Here is a 21,460-nt window from a genome sequence, read left to right on the forward strand (position 1 = left end):
GGCTCTTTTTTTAAGTTTGCTTAAAGGTTGGTTTAATAAACTGAAAAATACAAAAATTCAAAAATAGATATAACCTCTATCCACTAGCGATAAATGTTGATGGCATTTATGCTTTGCTAATGGATTAAGGTATCAATGAAGGTAGGGCTAAAATGACAACTACAAGTGAGTCTTCAGAAAAAGCACCCGGCTTTTTAGGAAGAGCATTAGATGGTATTGAGCGAGTGGGTAATAAATTACCAGATCCTGCAATGCTATTCTTAATTTTGATGTTTGCAGTATGGGGAATTTCAGCTTTATTGTCTGGGGTAAGTTTTGAGGCAATTGATCCAAGAACCGATAGTCCAATCGTGGTTAATAATTTGCTTAGCGCTGAAGCATTAACGCACTTTTTAACCTCTATGGTGTCTACCTTTACCGCGTTTGCCCCATTAGGGGTGGTCCTTGTTGCCATGTTAGGTGTCGGCGTTGCAGAGCAATCGGGTTTTATCAATACCGCGCTGAAGCAAATGCTAAAAATAACCCCGGCAAAGTTTTTAACACCAGCGGTTGTGTTAGTGGGGATTATTTCTCATACCGCAACTGATGCGGGTTATGTGGTCGTTATCCCACTTGCTGGGGTGATATTTTTTACTGTTGGTCGCCATCCATTAGCTGGTATTGCCGCGGCGTTTGCAGGGGTATCAGGCGGTTTTTGCGCCAACTTTATTCCCTCAGGAATTGACCCACTATTACAAAGCTTTACTCAGTCGGCAGCGCAAATTGTCGATCCTGATATTCAAGTCAACCCACTCAATAATTGGTTCTTTGCAGCTTCATCATGTATCCCAATTACCTTAACAATTTGGTATTTAACCGATAAAATTCTTGAGCCAAGACTTAATCGTAGCCATAAAGTAAAGCGTGAAGAAGTTGATTTACCAGCAATGGAAGAGGTTACTTCTAAAGAAATAAATGCATTTAGAGTGGCATCGGCGGTGATGTTGGCCGCGATAGTTGGCTTTTTCTCATTAACTATTCCTGAAACATCAACCTTACGCGATGCTAGTGGTTCGTTAACCAGTTTTAGTGCGCCATTGATGCAATCAATTGTGCCGTTAATCTTTATCTTCTTTGTATTGCCAGGTTTGGTTTATGGCTTTATGACTGGCACCTTTAAAAGTTCAGCCGATGTGGTGCAGGCGATGTCAAAATCAATGAGTGGCATGGCGCACTATATTGTAATGGCGTTTTTCTGTGCCCAGTTTGTCGCTGCATTTTCAGCGTCAAACCTTGGTGCGTTAATTGCGGTAGAAGGCGCAGGCGGCTTAAAAGCCATGAACTTGCCTGCTGAAGTTACCGTTATTGGCATGGTGATTTTAGTTGGTTTCGTTAACCTATTTGTTGGTTCATCGTCGGCTAAATGGGCACTGATTGGGCCGGTACTGGTTCCTATGTTGATGCAGCTCAATATTAGCCCAGATTTATCCCAAGCCGCTTACCGAGTGGGCGATTCAAGCTCTAATATCATTACCCCATTGATGCCATACTTCCCGTTGGTGGTAGTTTACTGTCAACGTTATGTGAAAGGCATAGGCATTGGTACGTTAATTTCTATGATGCTGCCATTTAGCTTGGCATTGTTGTCTATTTGGAGCGCTTGGTTATTGATCTATTGGTCAATTGGTTTCCCATTAGGCCTTGGTGCAAGTTACACCTACGGTTAAGCCCTTAATGATTTAGGCCTACAGTCTACAATCGAATAAACTAAAAAGGACTGCATTTGCAGTCCTTTTGTATATTTGCACAGCGCTTACGCGTGCACACTCGTTGTTTGGGGACTTTGCTGTACTACCGCTACAGGCTGGTGTTGTTCGTCGATCTTTTTAATGCGTTTTAGTTCATTAAATACCATCGGCATCAGTAAAAGACATAAGCTTATATTGGAAAGTGGCACAGCCAGCCAAATACCATTGACCCCAATCATCAACGGCAAAAGCATCAAAAATGGAAGTTGGATCAGCATATTACTTATCGAAATGGTTAAGGATTTACGGCCTTGATTAACGGCCATAAAATACACTGTGGCCACAAAGATAATACCGTCCAAGATTAACGCAAACAGATGTAATCGAATTCCGATTAAAGCTTCAGCCATTAATGCGCCATCGCCATGACTGAACAGCTGCAGCACATTGCTAGGAAACAAGTTTAATACTACAACCAATAACAGTGCGAAAATACAAACGACTTTTGTCGCAAGAATCACCGTTGTTTTGATGTTGGCTATTTGTTTTTTGCCGTAATAATAACTTACCGGTGGCTGCATACCCCCAGCAATCCCTTCTGCTATGAGATAAAACATTGTGGCGATATAGCCGATAATCGCGAAGGCGGCGACATGCACAGCCGAGCCGTAAACCATGAATGAGTAGTTATGTAAGGCAATAATAAAGCTAAAATACATGAACATAAACAAACTGGATAAGCCTAATGCCATTATAGAACCCATAGTCTTAACGTTAATGACATTCAAAGAAAATTGTAATTTAGTATTCGATTTACTCGACATAAAATAACAGCCGCCTAATATCACGACTAAGGTTTGAGAAATCATGGTAGCCAACGCAGCACCATGCAAGCCCATTGGGTAAAGGACAATCAGCAGGTAATCCAATATGATATTTACACAGGCACCTAGCACCATAAGTTGTGTCGCGATAGCCGGGTTTTCATCATTACGAATTAACAGTGGTATTGCAGTAGCCGCGGTTGTAAAAAATGCGCCATAAACAAAAACGTCTATATAGGCCATTGCCATAGATAAGTTCTCACCTTCAGCTTTTTGTAATAACAATAAGTCTTTAGCAAAAAATTGAATGAACAGCGCAGCCATTATGCTAAAGCCAATGAGCAGGGCGATGGCATTATTTAAAATGCGTTTTGATTTTATAGGGTTATTCTCGCCACGGCTGATCGATAATAAGCTGCCTGCACCCATGCCTATCATCATGCCAACACCAATAATACCGCTGATAATTGGCCAAGCGAGGTTGATCCCAGCAAGCCCCTCGAAACCAATGTAATGGCCAACGAAGATACCGTCGATGATTTGATATAAGCCACTGACTAGCATTGCGCTAATCGATGGAATGGCATATTTCCAATAATGTTGCTTCACATTATTAGGGTTAACTTTTTGAGATATGATTAACGACATTTTTTAAGGCTTGTTGAGAATGAAGCATCATTATCGCACCATATAAGATAGACTAAAGTTGGTTACTATCCGCTAAACGGATAGATTGTTAATGATTCAATTAAGAGTATGAATATGAATTGGTCTATAGAGCAATTACAAGCATTTGTTACTGCCGTGAATTTAGGTTCATTTTCTGCTGCTGCCCGTTCTTTAGGAAAAGCGCAGTCAAGGATAAGCAGTGCTATAGCTAACTTGGAAATTGATTTAGGTTTTAAATTATTTGATAGATCTGGGCGTTTACCTGTGCTGACAGAGCAGGGCGAACAAATGTATATTGAAGCCAATGCCGTTATAGCACAATGTGAGCGTTTAAACGCTAGAGCTATGTCGGTAATGACTGATGATGAATTGTCGCTAACAATCGCTATTGACGAAGCTGTACCTATCTCTATTTTCGAAGATTTTTTTGATAAAACCGCTCACCAATTTCCATTATTAAAACTGACTATCTTAAATGGAACCCGAGACGATATTGCACAGTGGGTTGAAATAGGAAAGGCTGATTTAGGTATTTTGTTCTTGGGTGAACAACTGAGTGACAGTTTAGAGTTCTTTACCATTGATAGTTTTCATCAATCTCTAATTGTTGCACCGAAACATCCGTTAGCGTCAATACCAGTGCCAAATATTTCACAGTTAAACATGTATAAACAATTTGTTATTTGTGACTTAGAAACCACAGGTAAACCTATCTCAGCTAATTGTTGGCACGTGGACAGCTATTATTATATTACTTCTCTCGTTGCCCGTGGTTTAGGTTGGGCCTTAGTACCGGAGCATATTGCCCATTCAGATTGGTATACAGGCGAGATAATTGAGTTAAGCTGTTATCACATATCGGATTCACTCACCATTGAAATGGGATTAGTGAAGCGACGGGATAAAGGTGCGGGACACATAATGAACTGGATGTTTGGTGAGGTGGAAAAAATGTTCATCGCAGCTAAAAAAGAAAGAATATAATTCAATTTTTATGTCTATCAAAGATGCTATTACTAAAAGTCAGGTCATGACTTAGCGTTAATTAGTGATATTACTCAGTCACTAATAGATGTCTGCGTTGTTGAACGTAAATATTACTGGGTTCATCTGTGGTGAGATCTAAATCAATATTGCTATCGGGTACGCAGCAACATGGCAGGCATTCATCAGCTTCTAACTCAACAAGTGGCTCAGTGATATAGCTCACCTTACCACTAATGATTTTGGTTTTACAGGCACCACAAAAACCACGTCGACATTCAGAGAAGACGTTGACTTTTTTTATTTCTAATACTTCTAAAAGCGTGTGTTGCTGTTGATTAAACAGCAACACAGGTTCCCCATTTAAGCTCACAATGGGGGCTTTTTTTAAATGTCTATTATAGGTCAAAATCTAAAAACTCATCGCTATCAACAGCTGAATCAATTTGTCCTACTAAGTAAGAAGAGACTTCTACTTCTTGTGGGGCAACTTGTACCGCATCACTTTCAAGCCAGTTTTTCATCCAAGGAAGTGGATTAGTTTGCTCAGCATAAGGCTGTTTTAAATTAACCGCTTTCATGCGCTGGTTAGTAATATATTCAACGTACTGACATAAAATCTGTTCATTTAAGCCAATCATTGAACCGTCTTTAAATAAGTACTGTGCCCACTGCTTTTCTTGTTCTGCAGCTTTATAAAAGATGTCATAGGCTTCTTGCTCACATTCAGCCGCAATTTCACCCATTTCAGGATCGTCTTTTCCACCTTGCATAATATTTAAAATATGCTGAGTACTATTAAGGTGTAATGCTTCATCACGGGCAATCAAACGAATAATTTTTGCATTGCCTTCCATTAAGTTACGTTCAGCAAAAGCAAATGAACATGCAAAGCTAACATAAAAACGAATTGCTTCTAATGCGTTGACTGACATCATGCATAAATACAATGATTTTTTAAGAATACGGCTATTAACGGTAATTTCTTTACCGTTGATGAGGTGCGTGCCTTGTCCGTGTAGATTCATCACTTGGGTTAATTCAATCAAGTCATCATAATATTGAGCGATATCACCGGCCCGTTTTAAGATTTCTTGGTTGACGACGATGTCATCAAAAACTACTGAAGGATCATTAACAATATTACGAATAATATGGGTATATGAACGAGAGTGAATAGTTTCAGAGAAAGACCAAGTTTCAATCCAAGTTTCAAGCTCAGGTAACGACACTAATGGCAATAATGCTACGTTTGGTGAGCGGCCTTGAATTGAATCAAGTAAGGTTTGGTATTTGAGGTTTGAGATAAAAATATGCTTTTCATGCTCAGGTAAACTTTGATAGTCGATTTTATCTTTACTTACATCTACTTCTTCCGGACGCCAGAAAAAGGATAATTGTTTTTCAATTAATTTTTCGAACACTTCATATTTTTGTTGATCGTAACGTGCAACGTTAACGGGTTGTCCCATGAACATAGGTTCATACATTGGGTTGTTCGGAGTTTGACAGAAAGTAGAGTAAGCCATTTTTATATCCCAAAAAAGCGGGGAAAACTCCCCGCGTTGATATGCTAATTAGTGATTAAATCTTACAAGCGCCGCTTGCACAACCATCGTCTTCTTTTTCAACGACTGTGATGTCATCAAACTGATCCGATGCACCATCACGGGTGTTGTGATAGTAAAGGGTCTTAACCCCAAGCTTATAAGCGGTGAGCAAATCTTTCAGTAAGGTTTGCATAGGCACTTTTTGATTATCAAATCGTGTCGGGTCGTAATTGGTATTTGATGAGATTGCTTGGTCCACAAACTTCTGCATCAAACCGACTAACTGTAAGTAACCCTCATTATTTGGCATATTCCAAAGTAATTCATACTTATCTTTAAGTTCATCAAAGTCAGGTACAACTTGCTTTAATTGACCATCTTTACTGGCTTTAACACTGATCAGGCCACGTGGTGGTTCAATGCCATTGGTTGCATTAGAAATTTGCGATGATGTTTCAGACGGCATTAATGCCGAAAGAGTGGAGTTACGCAGGCCGTGCTGTTTAATATCGGCACGTAAACCTTCCCAATCCATGTGTAATGGCTCGTCACAAATTTTATCCAAGTCACGTTTATAGGTATCAATGGGTAAAATACCTTGAGCGTACGTTGTTTCATTGAACAAAGGACATGCGCCTTGCTCTTTTGCTAAATTGTTTGATGCTTTCAATAAGTAAAATTGAATTGCTTCAAAGGTTTTATGGGTCAAGTTATTACCTGAGCCATCAGAATATTTCATGCCATTCTTAGCAAGGTAATTAGCGAAGTTAATCACACCTATGCCTAGAGTACGACGATTCATAGAACCAAGTTGCGCTGAAATGATTGGGTAATCTTGATAATCAAGCAAGTTATCTAATGCACGTACTGCTAAGTCAGCTAATGGTTCTAGCTCTGATAAATCTTTGATAGCACCAAGGTTTAATGCTGATAATGTACAAAGGGCAATCTCACCATTTGGATCATCAATATTCTTCAACGGTTTAGTTGGCAAGGCGATTTCTAAACAAAGGTTTGATTGCTTAATTGGCGCAACTTGCGGATCAAATGGGCTGTGAGTATTGCTGTGATCAACATTTTGAATGTAGATTCGGCCTGTTGATGCACGCTCTTGCATCATCAATGAAAATAATTCAACTGCTTTAATCTCTTTACGACGAATGCTTAAGTCAGCTTCATACTGAAGGTATAGACGTTCAAATTCGTCTTGATCAGCGAAGAAAGCGTCGTATAAACCTGGCACATCAGATGGGCTGAATAGGCTGATGTTTTGACCTTTGATTAAACGTTGGTACATCAATTTGTTTAGCTGTACACCGTAATCAAGATGGCGAACACGGTTGTCTTCAACACCACGGTTATTTTTAAGTACCAGTAACGATTCAACTTCTAAATGCCATAACGGGTAGAATAGGGTAGCTGCACCACCACGTACGCCGCCTTGAGAGCACGATTTAACCGCTGTTTGAAAGTATTTGTAAAATGGTAAGCAACCGGTATGGAATGCTTCACCACCGCGAATAGGGCTACCTAATGCACGGATACGACCGGCATTGATCCCAATACCTGCGCGTTGACTAACGTATTTTACAATTGAAGATGCGGTCGCATTGATAGAGTCAAGGCTGTCGTCACATTCAATTAATACACATGAGCTAAATTGACGTGTCGGAGTACGTACACCTGCCATAATTGGGGTTGGTAAAGAAATCTTAAATGTTGAAGCCGCGTCATAAAAACGTTTGATGTAATCTAAACGGGTGTCTTTTGGGTAACGCGCAAATAAACAAGCTGCCACTAAAATATACAGGAACTGAGCACTTTCATAAATTTCGTTAGTGACCCGGTTTTGAACTAGGTATTTGCCTTCAAGCTGTTTAACTGCAGCATAAGAAAAGTTCATATCGCGCCAGTGGTCAATATAACCATCTAAAATGGTTAATTCTTCTGACGTGTAATCTTCTAAAATATGCTTATCGTATTTGCCAAGTTCAACCAAGCGAGTGACTTGATCAACTAACTTCGGTGGCTCAAATTGGCCAAAAGCTTTTTTACGTAAATGAAAAACAGCAAGTCTTGCAGCGAGGAATTGATAATCAGGCGCTTCTGGTGAGATTAAGTCTGCTGCTGCTTTAATAATGGTTTCGTGGATTGCTTCAGTTGGAATACCGTCAAAGAATTGTAGATGAGAACGTAATTCAACTTCTGAGACTGAAACGTTTTTCAATCCTTTAGCTGCCCACTCGATAACGCGATGAATTTTGTCTAAATCGATTGTTTCGCGTTCGCCACTGCGTTTTGTGACTGTCATATTGCTGTTCATTAAAAAAGCCTTGATTGTAAAATAGTTTGCGTGATTTAAATTTTGGATCTTTTTTAATCGTCTCGTTTACGATCGCCATTAAATCACAATACGGTCCCTTGTAAGTTGATCATCCATAAGCACTAACAACGTAATATATCCAAGAAATACGAGTGTTATTTGAAGACCCAAAGCAGAAAAAGCCTTGTGTCTTGTTCTGATGTCACACACAAGATATGGTGTTTAATTAAAACTTACATACAAGATAGTGAGGTTTGGGGCGATTTGCAAGCAGCAATTTAGTGAATAAGTTGTGGATATCTTATGTATAGTGGCCAATGTTAGTGAAGGCTAACCTGCTAGGTCAAAATACACGATATTTTGTTGGTTAAGATTAATATTTAGCCGAAAAAAAACGTGAGCTCGATCGCTACAATATTCGGCGATCGATTGTTTTGTTAACAAAATTATTTGCTATTTATATTTAAGATTTGTTAAGGAAAGCCTGATGTAAGTCGGCAACCTTGCTGAACTGAAAATCACTCGGCCATTCATTGGGTTTATCTTGCTCTGACAAATAACCCCATAATGCGATAGCGCCTTTCATCCCAGCATTACGGGCGGCAATTAAATCCCTTTCAGCATCACCTATATATAGGATGTCCTGTGGCAGGCAATTAATTTGCTGGGCAGCAAGTAACATTGGCGCGGTATGTGGTTTGGAGTGCTGGGTGGAGTCACCACTGATAATCGCAGTGAGTTTGTGCTCGATGTTTAAGGCCTTAACCAATGGCCGAGTAAAACGGGCTTGTTTATTAGTAACAACACCATAAGGGATGTCACGTTGCTCTAATAACAACAGAAAATCATCAAAACCGCTAAATAATGATGCTTTTTCACCATTGACCCGTTGGTAATGCACTAACAAAGCTTGCTGAACTTCGATTTGTAACTCATGGGAAAGCTCAGGTATACCGGCTTTTACAAGCGCCAAACTACCATGGGAGGCAGCATAGCGTAAGTTATCAATACTTTTACTAGCGATACCGCGCTCTTGCAAACTTAAATTTAATGCATGGACAAGATCTGGGGCTGTATCAGCTAATGTACCGTCTAAATCAAAGAGTACACCTTTAATCTTGTTCATAGTTATCCTAAGCGTGCTGAAGTTATTAGCGATTACTTAATCCGATTATGAATTAAGTGAAGGATTAAAGTAGTAATGTCACTGATTCACTGCAGTATTACTACTTTAATATTGTTCTACTATTTATGGCTGGCTATTAAAGATGACGATGTGATACTAATCAGCTTTTTGGGTGGCGATCATATAATTAACGTCAACTTTATTCGTGTACTTATATACACCCGTTAAAGGATTAAAGCTTATCCCAAGAGCATCACGGCAATGAAGCTCTGTTTGGTCAACCAAATTGATTAACTCAGACGGTTTAATGAACTTACTGTGGTCATGCGTGCCAACTGGCAGCATCTTTAAAACATATTCAGCGCCAACAATTGCTTGAATATATGACATCAGGTTACGGTTAATGGTTGAAAAGAACACATAACCGTTAGGTTTAATCATATCGCAGCATGCTTTAATCACTGATAATGGGTCAGGGACGTGCTCTAACATCTCCATGCATGTGACCACATCATAATAGCCTTGATGTTGCTGTGCATGTTCTTCTGCGGTCATGGTTTGATATTGGATATCGATGCCAGTTTCTAATGCATGCAGTTTAGCCACTTCAATTTGCGCTTCACCCATGTCTAAACCTGTTACATTGGCACCAATTTTAGCCATGCTTTCTGACAAAATACCACCACCACAACCGATATCTAATACTTGCTTACCAAAAATACCACCACTGGTTTGATCGATATAATTAAGGCGTAATGGGTTAAGTTGATGCAAAGGCTTGAAACTGCCATTAGGATCCCACCAAGACTGGGCCATTTGGGCAAATTTTTCTATTTCTTGATGATCTACATTTTGCGGCGTGGTTTGTTCTTGGTTAGACATGTCGAGAACCCATTAATTATTAGTATTTATTGCAGGTATTATAACCATTGGATTGAATAAACATAGTGAGATGAAGCAAGATTTCACTTTGGTTGACGGAATATTGCTCAATGTCTGCCCATAAAAACGACATCAGTATTTTATGGGGCAATTTATCAAAATGAAATACGCAAATAATGTAATAGAGATAGTTGAATTTAAAGATTTTTTGACAGCTTTTGTCCTCGCGTTAATATTTCCTTGTTCTAGGGTCTAGCCTCTTTAAATATCTGTGTTAGAATGCCAAATCACGTTTTTGAGCTACACAATAAAATGGAATAATTATTGTGCGCTAATTTTAGGGGAACGAGCAGTTTATGACTGATCTGGCATCATCAATTTCGCCAATTAACATCGAAGACGAACTAAAGAATTCATATTTAGATTATGCAATGAGTGTAATCGTAGGTCGTGCATTACCTGACGTTCGTGATGGGTTAAAACCTGTTCACCGTCGTGTGTTATTTGCCATGAACGAGTTGAAAAACGACTTCAATAAGCCTTATAAAAAATCAGCTCGTGTTGTTGGTGACGTAATTGGTAAATATCACCCACATGGTGACACGGCCGTGTACGATACGATTGTTCGTATGGCACAACCATTCTCAATGCGTTACACGCTCGTTGACGGCCAAGGTAACTTTGGTTCTGTTGATGGCGATTCAGCAGCGGCGATGCGTTATACCGAAATTCGTATGCGTAAGTTGGCACATTCTTTATTAGCTGACTTAGAAAAAGAAACCGTAGATTTTGTACCTAACTATGATGGTACTGAATTTATCCCAGCGGTTTTACCTACTCGTGTACCAACATTATTAATTAATGGTTCGTCTGGTATTGCGGTTGGTATGGCAACAAATATCCCGCCACATAACATTTCAGAAGTGATTAAAGGCTGTTTAGCATTAATTGAAGAACCTGAGTTATCTATTGAGCAATTAATGGATTACATCCCAGGTCCTGATTTCCCGACAGCAGCCAGCATTAATGGTCGTAAAGGGATCATTGACGCGTATAAGACCGGTCGTGGCCGTGCGATTATGCGCTCAAAAGCTGAAATTGAAGACAATAATGGCCGTGAGCGTATTATTGTTACTGAAATCCCATATCAGGTTAACAAAGCCCGCTTGATCGAAAAGATTGCTGAGCTTGTTAAAGATAAAAAGATTGAAGGTATTACTGGTCTACGTGATGAATCTGATAAAGACGGTATGCGCATCGTTATCGAGATCAAACGTGGCGAAGTCGGTGAAGTTGTTTTAAACAACTTATATGCGCAAACTCAAATGCAATGTTCTTTTGGTATTAACATGGTGGCATTGACCAATGGTCAGCCTAAACTGTTTAACCTGAAAGAAATGCTAGAGTGCTTCATTCTTCACCGTCGTGAAGTGGTGACGCGCCGTACTGTATTTGAATTACGTAAAGCCCGTGAACGTGCTCATATTCTTGAAGCATTGGCTATTGCATTAGCTAACATCGATCCAATCATTGCACTAATTAAAGAATCGCCAACCCCTGCGGAAGCGAAAGTAAAATTAGTGGCACAAGGTTGGGATCTTGGTAACGTTCAAGGCATGCTTGAAAAAGCCGGTGATGATGCTGCTCGACCTGAATGGTTAGAGCCAGAGTATGGTATCCGTGAAGGCAAGTACTTCCTGACTGAGCAACAAGCACAAGCTATTCTTGAGCTACGTTTACATCGCCTAACAGGTTTAGAGCACGAGAAGATTCTTTCAGAATACGAAGAGTTACTTGAGTTCATTGCAAGCTTATTATTCATTCTTCGTAGTCCTGAGCGCTTGATGGAAGTGATCAAAGAAGAATTAGAAGAAATGCTTGAGCAATACGGCGACCCACGTCGTACTGTTATTAACCAAAACGAAGTTGATATGAGTCTAGAAGACTTAATCAATGAAGAAGATGTAGTCGTAACACTTTCTCATATGGGTTACGCCAAGTACCAACCGTTAACTGACTATCAAGCTCAGCGCCGCGGTGGTAAAGGTAAAGCTGCTACTAAAGTAAAAGATGAAGATTTCGTCGAAAAACTATTAGTTGCCAATACCCATGATACGATTTTATGTTTCTCTGATTTTGGTAAAATGTATTGGTTGAAAGTTTATCAACTACCACTGGCAAGCCGTACCGCTCGTGGTCGCCCAATCATTAACTTATTACCATTGTCAGATGGTGAGCGTATTACTGCAATTCTACCTGTTCGTGAATATGCAGATGACAAATATATTGTTATGGCTACCGCTCACGGCACCGTGAAGAAAACCGCATTAACGGCTTACAGTAACCCACGTGCGAACGGTATTATTGCCGTTAACCTTAAAGACGACGATCAACTAATTGGTGTTGATATTACTGACGGTAGCAACGACATCATGTTGTTCTCAAACGAAGGTAAAGTGGTTCGCTTTAACGAAAAAGTACGTGATTCAGAAACCGGTGAAGTGAAGAAAGATCCTGAAACTGGTGAAGACATGATTGCGATTCGTCCAATGGGCCGTACAGCAACAGGTGTTCGTGGTATCAAACTTGAAGATGGTCAGAAAGTTGTTTCGATGATCATTCCGAAAGTAGAAGGTGATATTCTAACTGTCACTGAAAACGGTTATGGTAAACGTACTGATTTAGCTGAATATCCAGCTAAGAGCCGTGGCACTAAAGGTGTGGTTTCAATCAAAGTAAGTGAACGTAATGGTGCTGTAGTAGGCGCAGTTCAAGTTACTGAAACTGACGAAATTATGCTAATTAGTGATAAAGGCACCTTGGTTCGTACACCATCTGCTGGCGTGTCGTTGATTGGTCGTAACACCCAAGGCGTAACGATTATCCGCACTGCAGAAGATGAGAAAGTCGTTGGCTTGCAGCGTATCGAAGAAATTCAAATGGATGAATCTGAACTTGATGCTGAAGCAGAAGGTCAAACAGTAGAAGGCGAAGTAGTTGCAACTACTTCTGATGCTGAAAACCCTGCAACAGATACACCTGCACAAGATGACGAATAAGTTATTCTAGTGACAAAAAAGGATGCCAATTGGCATCCTTTTTTATTGCTTGTCATTTATAGATGATAATGACGTCCGAATTAGTTTTGCTGTTTAAATACATCATGCCAAAAAGCAGAACTCAATTTAGCAATAACTCTCGACTCACCATTCAATAGCATTACCATGCCGATATTCAGCTCGGGAGAATAGGAAATTTCAGCAACATAACCCGCTACCCAACCAGCGTGATAAATTAATGGCCGGCCTTCAAACTCATATACCCGCCATCCTTTGCCGTAATAAGCATTATCAAGGTAGGTACGCCAATCTCGGCGGCGAAGCTCCTTGGTTGTTTTAACGCCTGGCGTCGTCACATCATTAATCACAGCGCTTGAAAGTACAGCAGGTTTCTCGCCTAAGTTGGCGATTAACCACTTGGACATATCAGTAATGCTCGCATTGACGCCTGCCGCTGGAGCCAGTTCATAGTAGTTTGGTTTTACTGATACTTTTTTAAAGCCTGATTTAGTCTTAATGTGTGGCTCTGCGCGATTTTTTTCCGCCATAAATGCTGTATAGCCTGTTGAGGCGTTATTCATCTCTAGTGGCTTAAAGATGCGTTTTTCAATGTAGTTCTCGTAGCTTAGGCCACTTTTTTGCTCAATGGCAGATTCGATAAATGAAAAGGCTACATTCTGGTAGCTATAGCAAACGCCAGGCCTGCACATTGGGGTTATTTCTGAAAACTTATTTAGAATTTTATCCTTGCTTACATTGGCATTGACTAAGTTATCGTAGCTATTTGGCATTAAGCCTGTGCTTTGACCGATAATATGGCCTAGGTTAATTTTCTGACTGGCTTTAGGATCAGCTAATACAAAGCTTGGAAGATAAGCATTTATCGGTTGTTGCCAGTCAAGTTTATTTTCCTGGACTAACATACTGGCCAGAGTACCTGCAAAGGTTTTAGATACAGATGCAAGTCGAAACACCGTATTGGCATTTACATTTAAAGCGCTACCTTTGCTGCGTTTACCGTAATAACTGAGCTTTAGAATCTTGTCGCCTTCGACAATAACAAACGCACCGCCCGGGACTTTGTTCTTTTTAAGTTGCTGATGAAATTTTTGCTTAAATTTATCAGATACGCCGTTATAAATTGAAGCATGTGTTGGCTTACTGACAAGGACAGTGCTTATTGCTAAAGAAAGCGTGCCTACGATAAAAGCCGATTTTGAAAACATGTAAATATCCATGACCGCGTTACGGTATTTATTATTCTAGTTAACACTGACACAAGGCCAATCTCCAAAGAGACTATAACCTAATGCTTTAGTATGACTATTGTTGTGTAATTTTTCTCACTTTACTAGTGATAAATAGCACTTAGTTTTTAAAATAGCGTTGTCGTTTATTGTCATTAACTAGCAATAAAGCTCGACAGAATCAGCATTGATGATTAATTTTCATTTTAGCTGCCAAACAGTTGCGATATACTGCTGAGAATTCGATACATTATGAATGTGTTAACTAAAAACGATATAAGGACAATGCTGTGAGCGCTATTTATAATTTCTGTGCTGGACCTGCCATGTTACCTCAAGCTGTGATGCAAAAAGCGCAGCAAGAATTAATTAACTGGAATGGCTTGGGTGTGTCCGTAATGGAAATTAGTCATCGTAGTAAAGAGTTTATGGCGTTAACCCAACATGCCGAGAAAACCTTACGTACCTTGATGGATATTCCAAAAAACTATCACGTTTTGTTTATGCATGGCGGCGGACGAGGTCAATTTACCAATGTTGTTAATAATTTCTTAGGTGACAACGGTAAAGCCTTGTATTTAGTTAATGGCCAATGGTCAACGGCTGCGGTAAAAGAAGCGATAAAACTGGTTGGTGAAAACAACATTGATCAAGTCAATATCATTGAAAATATCGATGGTTTAAATCAGGTGGTGCTGCCTGACTTTAGCGCGCATAGTGACGATTATCGTTATTTGCACTTTTGCGCCAATGAAACCGTTGATGGCATCGAAATTTTAGATGAAATTGAGTGTCCTTGGCCAGTCGTGGTTGATTTGTCTTCAACCATTATGTCGCGAAAAATCGATGTCAGTAAGTATGGTTTGATTTACGCTGGCGCTCAAAAAAATATCGGCCCTTCAGGCTTGTCTATCGTGATTGTCAGAGATGATATGTTGCAGCTACCCAGTTTGCCGCAGTCATCGATTATGGATTACCGTATCGCACAAGCCAATGACTCGATGTTCAATACGCCACCCACGTTCGCCTGGTACTTAGCTGCCGAAGTGTTTGACTGGTTAACATCAGTAGGCGGCGTAGCTGCAATGGAAGCATTAAATCAGCAAAAAGCGCAAATGCTGTATGACTGTATTGATAACAACCCGTTTTATACCAACGGTGTTTGTAAGCAAAACCGTTCACGGATGAATGTGACATTCCAATTAAGCGATAGTAGCTTAGATAGTGAGTTTTTAGCCCAAGCTGAGCAAGCAGGCTTGGTCGCCTTAAAAGGTCATAGAGTAGTAGGCGGCATGCGTGCCAGTATTTACAATGCTATGCCGTTAGCGGGTGTGCAGGCGCTGGTTGACTTTATGCAAGCTTTTGCTAAGCAGCATAGCTAAAGCGATACCAAGTTACATTGTTGAGCTTTAGTTCTACAGAATAAAAAGCGAATAATGAGCAGTCATTATTCGCTTTTTTAAACGCAATTATTGGCTTACAACCAGATAGTTAAAGAATTATAGCGATTGATTTTGCAAGGTAATCAACATTTGTTTCGCTTATACCCGCAATACTCATACGGCTTGAGCCGACCATATAAATGCTATGTTCTTTTTTAAGGGTTTCAACTTGCTCAGCATTAATCCCTAAGAAAGAGAACATGCCTTTTTGGTTAGCAATAAAGCTGAAATCTTGTTTAACCCCTTGTTCTATTAATTTGTTGACCAACATTTGTCGATTGCCATTAATGCGGTTGCGCATAACGGTTAACTCATCTAACCATTGCTGCTTTAATTGTGCGTCACCTAAAATGGTTTCAACAAGGGCTGCGCCATGAGCTGGCGGCATTGAGTAAATACAACGCACTACATACAAGAGTACAGAAAAAGCAATATTCGCCTTAGTACTATCTTTAGCCATAATGCTACAAGCACCAATTCGTTCACGGTATAAACCAAAGTTTTTAGAACATGAACTACATAAGATCATTTCTTCAACTTGAGCGGCCATTTGACGAACGCCGTAAGCATCTTCATCAACGCCATCACCAAACCCTTGATATGCCATATCAATTAATGGGGTAAAACCTTGCTTAGCGGTAATGCTGATGACTTCATCCCACTGGGCATTGGTTAAATCCATGCCGCTTGGGTTATGACAACATGCATGTAGTAGTACCACATCGTTACTACCGATCTTATTTAATGCCGCTTTCATTTCATCAAATTTTAGAGTTTTCGCATCGTAATCATAATATGGGTAAGTTTTTACAGTGATGCCAGCGGCTTCAAATAAGCCAGTATGGTTAGCCCAGGTTGGATCGCTCACCCATAACACGGCATTAGGATTACAGCTTTTAATAAATTCAGCAGCAACGCGCAGGGCACCTGTGCCACCAGGCGTTGATACCGTTCGGATACGGTCAGCAATTAATGCACTGTGAGCTTCGCCAAATGCTAGTTCTGTCATCAAAGTATTAAACTGAGGAGAACCAGTAGGGCCAATATAAACCTTAGTCGTTTCAGACTCAGTGCGCAGTCGCTCTGCTGTCTTTACACAATCAAGAATAGGCGTATTGCCGATTGGGTCTTTGTAAACACCAACCCCGAGGTCAATCTTCTGTGGGTGAGTGTCTTGGCGGTACTGAGTAAGTAAACCAAGAATGGGATCTGCAGGCATTGCAGTTAACGCGTTAAACATGGCCATTGACCTTATAGTATTAAAAATAAAAGTAGGGTTTTGTTTAGCATAACGTGGTTTAAATACTGATTGAAATGGCTATTTCTAGAAACTACCTAAAATAAAGATTTTACTTAGTTTAAAGTTTACACTTTTACCAAAAAAGTCATTTATTTGCTTAATGAAGTTGGCTGTTTGGGTCATATAAATGGCCGAGTTGCGCTTTTTTTACGCAAATAATTCAAGTTCAGCGTAAAACTGTCATTTAATTTCAGTTATCCCTTGAATCATTGGCTGCAATCAGTAAATTTGTATTCAAGAATAATTTATTAAGTTTATACCATCTAATTCGTATAGATAAATTGACAAAGACGTCATTTTCTCTTTAGCCCATACACATTTATTCTTCCGTAGCAGGGAGAAGACATTTAAGAAGAACTTGTAATGAAACAATTGCGTCTTGATCCGATCCAAAAAGTAAATGGCGTTGTCAATATTCCTGGCTCTAAGAGTATTTCGAATAGAGCGCTGTTATTAGCAACCTTAGCCGAAGGCAGAACCACGCTAACAAATCTGCTTGATTCAGATGATATTCGCTATATGTTGGCATCATTAAAGCAATTAGGCGTTGATTACCAATTATCTGAAAATAACACCGTATGTGAGCTACAAGGCTTAGGTAAGCCTATTACGGCGGAACAAGCGCAAAGCTTATTTTTAGGTAATGCGGGGACAGCAATGCGGCCTTTATGCGCGGCATTGACACTGGGCAGTGGCGAGTTCACCTTAACGGGCGAACCACGTATGGAAGAGCGTCCTATTGGCGATCTTGTTGATGCACTACGTCAACTCGGTGCTGAAGTGAGCTATCTTAAAAATGATGGTTTTCCACCGCTGACGATTAATGCCAATGGTTTAAATGGCGGTGATGTTGAGATAGCGGGGGATTTATCCAGTCAGTTCCTCACAGCTTTGTTAATGGTAGCGCCATTAACCAAAGACACGGTTAATATCACCATTAAAGGTGAGTTAGTGTCTAAACCATATATTGATATCACTATCGCACTAATGGCCCGTTTTGGTGTTGAAGTGATCAATCATGACTACCGCCGTTTTGAAATACCTACAGGTCAGAAATATGTTTCCCCAGGTAAAGTGCTAGTTGAAGGCGATGCATCCTCTGCTTCATACTTTCTTGCTGCTGGCGCAATTCAAGGCGGTGAAGTCAAAGTGACCGGTGTCGGTAAACTCAGTATTCAAGGCGATGTTAAATTTGCTGATGTACTCGAAAAAATGGGCGCAGACATCGAGTGGGGCGACGATTTTATTATCGCGCGCCAAGCAAAATTAACCGCGGTTGATTTAGACATGAATCACATTCCAGATGCGGCAATGACCATTGCAACTGCGGCATTATTTGCCGAAGGCACCACACGTATCACAAACATTTACAACTGGCGCATTAAAGAAACCGATCGTCTTGCAGCAATGGCCACTGAATTACGTAAAGTCGGTGCAACCGTTGACGAGGGTCATGACTATATTACCGTTACGCCACCAGCTGTTTTAAATACAGCAGCAATTGACACTTACAACGATCACCGAATGGCGATGTGTTTTTCAATGCTGGCTTTTGCTGATTGCGGTATTACCATTAATGATCCAGATTGCACCTCTAAAACCTTCCCAGCCTATTTTACTGAATTTGCACGTATCGGTGAGTAAAGCGCTTGGTTTAAGTCTTAAATATGACGGCAGTCAATATACTGCCGTCATTTGATCTTGATTGAATATCGTAAATTTTCTCCAGTATTTTGCTGTAAATTGTTGTACAATGCCGCCCGCTCATTTTGATGAACCTTTTTATATTCATGGAAGATTGTTTTTTTCGGAGGAATTTATGTCTGAACGTGCTCCAGTAGTCACAATCGACGGACCAAGCGGTGCAGGAAAAGGGACCATATGCCAACTCGTCGCTGAGCGACTTGAATGGCACTTACTAGATAGCGGCGCTATCTATCGTGTTTTAGCCCTTGCAGCCATTCATCACGATGTTGAATTAGAAAATGAAGAGGCGATCACCTTACTTGCTTCTCATTTAGACGTGCAGTTCTTAGCGGGCAGTGACCTTGTAAAAGTCATTTTAGAAGGTGAAGACGTTTCAACCAGTATTCGTACTCAAGAATGTGGTAACGCAGCATCTAAAATCGCTGCTTTACCTCGCGTAAGAGAAGCATTACTGAGACGACAACGTGCTTTTTGTGCTGAACCGGGTTTAGTCGCCGATGGGCGTGACATGGGAACAGTGGTTTTTCCTAACGCACCCGCAAAAATATTCCTAACTGCATCCGCAGAGGAAAGGGCGCAGCGACGCTATAAACAGTTGCAGGACAAAGGCTTCGATGTTAATATCGATCGCCTTTTATCTGAAATCATTGAGCGTGATGACCGCGATATTAATCGCTCTGTCTCACCTTTAGTGCCTGCAGATGACGCGCTAGTTATTGATACTAGTGGCATAGGTATTAATGAAGTGCTTGAGCTTGTGCTTGAACACATCAATAAAAACTTAAGGTAATTTCTTAATTCTGAGAATTTATCAAACAACATTTATATCACGGAAGATGTAAATCAATTAATTGACTCCACATCTAGGATGGATGGTGGTTTATAAAAGAAAGTAATCATAAAATGACTGAATCTTTTGCTGATCTATTTGAACAATCCCTAAATGAACTTGAGTTCCGTCCTGGTTCTATCGTACGTGGCGTAGTAGTACGCATCGAAAACGGTACTGTACTTGTTGACGCTGGTCTTAAGTCTGAAAGCCCTATCTCTGCTGACGAATTCAAAAACGCTCAAGGTGTTTTAGAAATCGCTGTTGGCGATGAAGTTGATGTTGCACTTGACTCTGTTGAAGACGGTTTCGGTGAAACTCAATTATCTCGTGAAAAAGCTAAGCGTCACGAAGCTTGGATTGTTCTAGAAAAAGCGTATGAAGATGCTGAAACTGTAATCGGTATCATCAATGGTAAAGTTAAAGGTGGTTTCACTGTTGAATTAAACGGTATCCGTGCCTTCTTACCAGGTTCTCTAGTAGACGTTCGCCCAGTTCGCGATACTGCTCACCTAGAGTACAAAGAATTAGAATTCAAAGTTATCAAACTTGACCAGAAGCGTAACAACGTTGTTGTTTCACGTCGTGCTGTTATCGAATCAGAAAGCAGTGCCGAGCGTGATGCTCTTCTTGAGAACCTTCAAGAAGGTCAAGCAGTTAAAGGTATCGTTAAGAACCTTACTGACTACGGTGCATTCGTAGACTTAGGTGGCGTTGACGGTCTTCTACATATCACTGATATGGCTTGGAAGCGCGTTAAGCACCCATCTGAAATCGTTAATGTTGGTGACGAAATCAACGTTAAAGTTCTTAAGTATGACCGTGAGCGTACACGCGTATCACTAGGTCTTAAGCAACTTGGCGAAGATCCATGGTTAGAAATCAGCAAGCGCTACCCAGAAAGCACACGCTTAACTGGTCGCGTAACTAACCTAACTGACTACGGTTGTTTCGTTGAAATCGAAGAAGGCGTTGAAGGTCTTGTTCACGTTTCTGAAATGGATTGGACTAATAAGAACATTCACCCATCTAAAGTTGTTAACTTAGGTGATGAAGTTGAAGTTCTAGTATTAGACATCGATGAAGAACGTCGTCGTATTTCTCTAGGTCTTAAGCAATGTAAGACTAATCCATGGGATGATTTCGCTACTCGTTTCAACAAGGGCGATAAAGTTTCTGGTAAGATCAAGTCTATCACTGACTTCGGTATCTTCATTGGTCTTGACGGTGGCATCGATGGTCTTGTTCACCTTTCTGACATTTCTTGGAACGGAACTGGCGAAGACGCTGTTTCTGAGTACAAAAAAGGCGACGAAATCCATGCAGTAGTACTTTCAGTTGACCCTGAGCGCGAGCGTATCAGCTTAGGCGTTAAGCAAACTGAAGACGATCCTTTCAATGCCTACTTGGCAGATAAGAAGAAAGGTACTATTGTAAATGGTGTAGTTACTGCTGTTGACGCTAAAGGCGTTACAATTGAACTAGCTGAAACTGTTGAAGGTTACCTTCGCGTTGCAGATATCTCTCGCGAGCGTATCGAAGACGCATCTACAGTATTCGCTGTAGGTGACAAAGTTGAATCTAAGTTCATGGGCGTAGATCGCAAGAATCGTTCTATCAGCTTATCTATCAAAGCGAAAGATGAAGCAGATGAGAAAGAAGCTATGGCAACTATTAACAAGCAAGAAGATGCTGTTATTAGTAATGCAATGGCTGAAGCGTTCAAGGCAGCTCGTAAGTAATATATCGCCTGTTGTTTGGGGAGTTCGCTCCCCATTAGGCGACTGTTTT

15 protein-coding genes are annotated in these 21,460 nt (G+C 40.4%); 7 read left to right on the forward strand and 8 right to left on the reverse strand.

Features of this window, described 5'->3' with window-relative positions:
• Positions 1-152: 152 nt before the first annotated feature.
• Entirely contained in the window at positions 153-1,706 is a 1,554-nt protein-coding gene (locus BCU91_RS09420; protein ID WP_102531358.1) for an AbgT family transporter, read from the forward strand.
• Positions 1,707-1,792: 86 nt separating this feature from the next.
• On the opposite strand, the gene BCU91_RS09425 is transcribed toward BCU91_RS09420, so the two are convergent.
• Positions 1,793-3,199 carry an MATE family efflux transporter gene (locus tag BCU91_RS09425; protein WP_102531359.1) on the reverse strand — a complete coding sequence of 469 codons (1,407 nt, stop codon included), beginning with the start codon at positions 3,197-3,199 and terminating at the stop codon, positions 1,793-1,795.
• Positions 3,200-3,313: 114 nt separating this feature from the next.
• On the opposite strand from BCU91_RS09425, the gene BCU91_RS09430 reads away from it, so the two are divergent.
• Positions 3,314-4,204 (forward strand): LysR family transcriptional regulator, encoded by an 891-nt coding sequence (locus tag BCU91_RS09430; RefSeq protein ID WP_102439812.1) that lies wholly within the window; start codon positions 3,314-3,316, stop codon positions 4,202-4,204.
• Between the two features lie 70 nt (positions 4,205-4,274).
• Here BCU91_RS09430 and yfaE read toward each other — a convergent pair whose 3' ends face one another.
• The 5 genes from yfaE to ubiG all read right to left on the reverse strand — a co-directional run bounded on the left by yfaE (position 4,275) and on the right by ubiG (position 10,085).
• Positions 4,275-4,613 (reverse strand): class I ribonucleotide reductase maintenance protein YfaE, encoded by a 339-nt coding sequence (gene yfaE / locus BCU91_RS09435; RefSeq protein ID WP_102476838.1) that lies wholly within the window; start codon positions 4,611-4,613, stop codon positions 4,275-4,277.
• Positions 4,603-5,733, reverse strand: coding sequence for a class Ia ribonucleoside-diphosphate reductase subunit beta (gene nrdB / locus BCU91_RS09440; RefSeq protein ID WP_102439814.1), 1,131 nt, complete (start codon positions 5,731-5,733; stop codon positions 4,603-4,605). The genes yfaE and nrdB overlap by 11 nt, the downstream gene beginning before the upstream one ends.
• A 55-nt stretch (positions 5,734-5,788) precedes the next feature.
• Positions 5,789-8,077, reverse strand: a complete 2,289-nt coding sequence (nrdA, locus tag BCU91_RS09445; RefSeq protein WP_102531360.1) for a class 1a ribonucleoside-diphosphate reductase subunit alpha — start codon at positions 8,075-8,077, stop codon at positions 5,789-5,791.
• Between the two features lie 463 nt (positions 8,078-8,540).
• Positions 8,541-9,209, reverse strand: a complete 669-nt coding sequence (locus tag BCU91_RS09450; RefSeq protein WP_102439816.1) for an HAD-IA family hydrolase — start codon at positions 9,207-9,209, stop codon at positions 8,541-8,543.
• 150 nt (positions 9,210-9,359) lie between these two features.
• The gene (ubiG, locus tag BCU91_RS09455; RefSeq protein WP_102439817.1) at positions 9,360-10,085 is read right to left on the reverse strand and encodes a bifunctional 2-polyprenyl-6-hydroxyphenol methylase/3-demethylubiquinol 3-O-methyltransferase UbiG; all 726 of its coding nucleotides are present in this window, start codon (positions 10,083-10,085) and stop codon (positions 9,360-9,362) included.
• 356 nt (positions 10,086-10,441) lie between these two features.
• On the opposite strand from ubiG, the gene gyrA reads away from it, so the two are divergent.
• Positions 10,442-13,144 carry a DNA gyrase subunit A gene (gyrA, locus tag BCU91_RS09460; protein ID WP_102439818.1) on the forward strand — a complete coding sequence of 901 codons (2,703 nt, stop codon included), beginning with the start codon at positions 10,442-10,444 and terminating at the stop codon, positions 13,142-13,144.
• An 80-nt stretch (positions 13,145-13,224) separates the two neighbouring features.
• Here gyrA and BCU91_RS09465 read toward each other — a convergent pair whose 3' ends face one another.
• The gene (locus BCU91_RS09465) at positions 13,225-14,370 is read right to left on the reverse strand and encodes a serine hydrolase domain-containing protein (RefSeq protein WP_102476835.1); all 1,146 of its coding nucleotides are present in this window, start codon (positions 14,368-14,370) and stop codon (positions 13,225-13,227) included.
• Between the two features lie 311 nt (positions 14,371-14,681).
• On the opposite strand from BCU91_RS09465, the gene serC reads away from it, so the two are divergent.
• Entirely contained in the window at positions 14,682-15,773 is a 1,092-nt protein-coding gene (gene serC, locus BCU91_RS09470) for a 3-phosphoserine/phosphohydroxythreonine transaminase (RefSeq protein WP_102531361.1), read from the forward strand.
• A gap of 109 nt (positions 15,774-15,882) precedes the next feature.
• Here the strand turns inward: serC and BCU91_RS09475 are convergent, their stop codons facing one another.
• Entirely contained in the window at positions 15,883-17,073 is a 1,191-nt protein-coding gene (locus BCU91_RS09475) for an amino acid aminotransferase (protein WP_102476832.1), read from the reverse strand.
• A 423-nt stretch (positions 17,074-17,496) separates the two neighbouring features.
• Between BCU91_RS09475 and aroA the strand changes: the two genes are divergently transcribed.
• The 3 genes from aroA (at position 17,497) to rpsA (ending at position 21,411) form a co-directional block, all read left to right on the forward strand.
• Positions 17,497-18,777, forward strand: coding sequence for a 3-phosphoshikimate 1-carboxyvinyltransferase (gene aroA / locus BCU91_RS09480; protein ID WP_102439822.1), 1,281 nt, complete (start codon positions 17,497-17,499; stop codon positions 18,775-18,777).
• A 175-nt stretch (positions 18,778-18,952) separates the two neighbouring features.
• Positions 18,953-19,630, forward strand: coding sequence for a (d)CMP kinase (gene cmk / locus BCU91_RS09485; protein ID WP_102531362.1), 678 nt, complete (start codon positions 18,953-18,955; stop codon positions 19,628-19,630).
• 92 nt (positions 19,631-19,722) lie between these two features.
• On the forward strand, positions 19,723-21,411 hold the full coding sequence (rpsA, locus tag BCU91_RS09490) for a 30S ribosomal protein S1 (RefSeq protein WP_277869102.1): 1,689 nt from the start codon (positions 19,723-19,725) through the stop codon (positions 21,409-21,411).
• Positions 21,412-21,460: the final 49 nt, after the last annotated feature.

Source organism: Shewanella sp. 10N.286.52.B9, from assembly GCF_002873635.1.
Classification (GTDB): domain Bacteria; phylum Pseudomonadota; class Gammaproteobacteria; order Enterobacterales; family Shewanellaceae; genus Shewanella.